The sequence below is a fragment of the Streptomyces atriruber genome (genome assembly GCF_001418325.1).
Classification (GTDB): Bacteria; Actinomycetota; Actinomycetes; order Streptomycetales; family Streptomycetaceae; genus Streptomyces; species Streptomyces atriruber.
This window is the reverse complement of record NZ_LIPN01000671.1, coordinates 1-2,677: the sequence shown is the minus strand read 5'-3', so window position 1 is coordinate 2,677 and position 2,677 is coordinate 1. Positions and strand designations below refer to the sequence as shown.

General features: G+C 72.5%; 3 protein-coding genes. 2 read left to right on the top strand and 1 reads right to left on the bottom strand.

Features of this window, described 5'->3' with window-relative positions:
* Nucleotides 1–886: type IV secretory system conjugative DNA transfer family protein (locus tag AOK03_RS39925; protein WP_244177960.1), on the top strand; the 886-nt coding region annotated here is incomplete at its 5' end.
* 6 nt (nucleotides 887–892) lie between these two features.
* On the opposite strand, the gene AOK03_RS39920 is transcribed toward AOK03_RS39925, so the two are convergent.
* Nucleotides 893–1,624: an SDR family NAD(P)-dependent oxidoreductase gene (locus AOK03_RS39920; protein WP_157869234.1), complete on the bottom strand. Its 732-nt coding sequence runs from the start codon at nucleotides 1,622–1,624 to the stop codon at nucleotides 893–895.
* Between the two features lie 94 nt (nucleotides 1,625–1,718).
* Here AOK03_RS39920 and AOK03_RS39915 point away from each other — a divergent pair, with 94 nt between their 5' ends.
* On the top strand, nucleotides 1,719–2,654 hold the full coding sequence (locus AOK03_RS39915; RefSeq protein ID WP_055570207.1) for a LuxR C-terminal-related transcriptional regulator: 936 nt from the start codon (nucleotides 1,719–1,721) through the stop codon (nucleotides 2,652–2,654).
* Nucleotides 2,655–2,677: the final 23 nt, after the last annotated feature.

Below are 2,677 nucleotides of genomic sequence, written 5' to 3'. Positions count from 1 at the left end.
CGTGCAGGCCGTCCAGGACGCCGAGGGCGCCGCCCTCGTCCTGACCTCCGACCCCACCTTGTGGGCGGAGACGAAGGACGCCCGCGCCAAGCTCGGGCCCGTCCTCCTCTACGACCCCTCCCACCTGTGCGACACCCCGGCACGCCTGCACTGGTCCCCCACCGCGGGCTGCGGCGACAGGGCGACGGCGGACACCCGTGCCGCCGCCCTCCTCGCCCCGATAAGGCCCGCCGCGAAGCTGGACGTCGCCGTGGCCGACACGGCACAGATCCTGCTGCGCAGCTTCCTGCACGCCGCCGCGGTGGCCGACAAGCCGATGAAGATCGTGCACCGCTGGTCGCAGGGCAACCAGGTGCAGGAGGCGGTACGCATCCTCCGTACGCATCCCAAGGCCTCGTCCGGCGCCGCGGGCGAGCTGGAGGCGACGCTCACCGCGCATCCCGAACGTCGCGACATCGCCCAGGAGTTGACCGCCCGTGCCCTCTCGGCGCTCTTCACGGTCCACGTCCGCGAGTCCTGCACGCCGAACCGAACTGATGCGCTTTCCCTGGATTCCTTCGTCGATGAAGGGGGCACGCTTTTTGTGGTGGGTGAGGCGATCGAGGATCCCAAGTCCCGCCAGGGCCCGGGTGCCATGCCCCTGCTGACGGCACTCGCCTCAAGCGTGGTCGAGCACGGCCGGCGCATGGCCGCACGGTCATCCTCCGGTCGGCTCGACCCACCAATGACGCTCGTCCTGGACGACGTCGCCGCGGTGGCTCCGCTGCCCCAGCTGCCGGAGCTGCTCTCCACCGGGGCGGACCGGGGTCTGCCGACCCTGGCCCTGCTCCGGTCACGGGAGCAGGGCAGGTCCCGCTGGCCGGACAGCGAACTGCCGGTGCCGTAGGCCCCGTCAGCGCTTGCCGCCGTCGACGTCCAGCGTCGTACCCGTCGTGAACGCGTTCTCCATCAGGTACGCCGCCGCATGGGCGACCTCCTCGGCCGTGCCGGGCCGCCCCACCGGCAGGCGTCCCGCGATCTCGTCGCGGTAGGCGCGGTGCTCCTCGGGGTTCATCAGGTGGGCGTGCGTGTCGGTCGGGCCGGGGGCGATCGCGTTGACGCGGAGCGGCGCGAGCTCCATGGCGAGGGACTTCACGGCGGCCTCGACCGCCCCGTTGACGGCGGCGAAGGCGAAGTACCCGGGGTCGGCCTTGCGGTAGAGGTATCCGGAGACGAGCGTGACCGACCCCGTCTCCTTCGGCATGTGCGGCAGCGCGGCCCGCAGGCACCGGTACTGCCCCCACCACTTGACCTCGAAGAACTGTCGGACCTGCGCCTCGGTCAGCTCGTCGAACGGGGCGATCACGCTGCCGGACGCGCAGGTGAAGAGGTGGTCGATGGTGCCGACCGATCCCATGACCTCCTCCACGGCGGCGCCGTCGGTGACGTCCAGGGCCCGGAATCCGGTCTCGGCGCCGGTCAGTTCGGCGATCCGCTCGGCGTGCGGCCGCACCGCGTCGGCGCTGCGGTCGGTGAGGACGACGCGGGCGCCGCGCCGCGCGACGAGTTCGGCGGTGGCGAGTCCGATGCCGCTGCCCGCGCCGGTGATGACGACGGTGCTGCCGGAGAGATTCACACGAACCACGATCCTTTGATTCCATAGCTTCAGGACTTTCCTGGTTCGAGTCTCACAGCGGGAGAGGGCCATCACCTTCGAAAACCCGGTGCATAATCATGCGATGCACGATGACGCACAGGGCCCCGCGAGCGGCTGCCGCTGCACCGAAGCCACCGACGCCCCCTGCGCCGAAGGCCTCAGCCGCTACCGCGCCGCCGTCGTCAAGGGCTGCCTGCCGCGCGCGACGGCGCCCCGCTGCCTCGTACACCTGGGCCTGCTGACGCCACCGCCGGACGACCCCGGGGTCCTCGTCCCCGTCTCCCCGAACGTCGCCGAGTCCGAGCTGCTCCAACCCGTGCGGGAGCAACTCGACGCCCGACAGGAGCAGTTGCGCTCCATCAGCTCCGGGTTCTCCCCGGTCCACGCGATCTACCGGGCCGCGCGCCGCGAGTCCCAGGACTGGCTGACCGCCGTCGACGGCGCGGACGCCGTGCCCGCGCTCCTGGAGCAGGCCGTGCGCGCCTGCCGTTCGGAGCTCCTCACGAGCCTCCCGGACCCCGTCCCCGTCCCCTCCGGCGTCACGCACCGGGCCCTGTACCCGCACGCGGCCCGCACCCATGCCGCGCAGTGGCGGCGCATCCAGGACATCGAGCGGGCGGGCGGCCGCGTCCGCACCCTGCACCAGCTGACCGGCCACCTCGTGCTCTGCGACCGGTCCGTCGCCTACCTCTTCGGCCGGGGCTCCGGCGCCGTCGAGATCAGACACCCCTCCGTCGTGGCGCACCTGGCAGCCGTCTTCGAGGACGCCTGGGAGCGGGCGAGGCCGGTCGCCGAACCGACCGCCGCACGCACCCGCGAGCCACTGATCGTCGACGAGGTCCGCCGCACGGTCATGAAGCTCCTCGTCTCCGGCCTCACGGACGACGCCATCGCGCGCCGCCTCGGGGTGTCGCGGCGCACGGTGGCGGCCCATGTGGCGGAGATGTCGCGGGAGCTGGGCTCACATTCCCGGGCACAGCTCGGCTACCTCATCGCCCGGTCGGAACCGGACCTCTAGCCCCCGCCCCCTCCCCCGCGCTC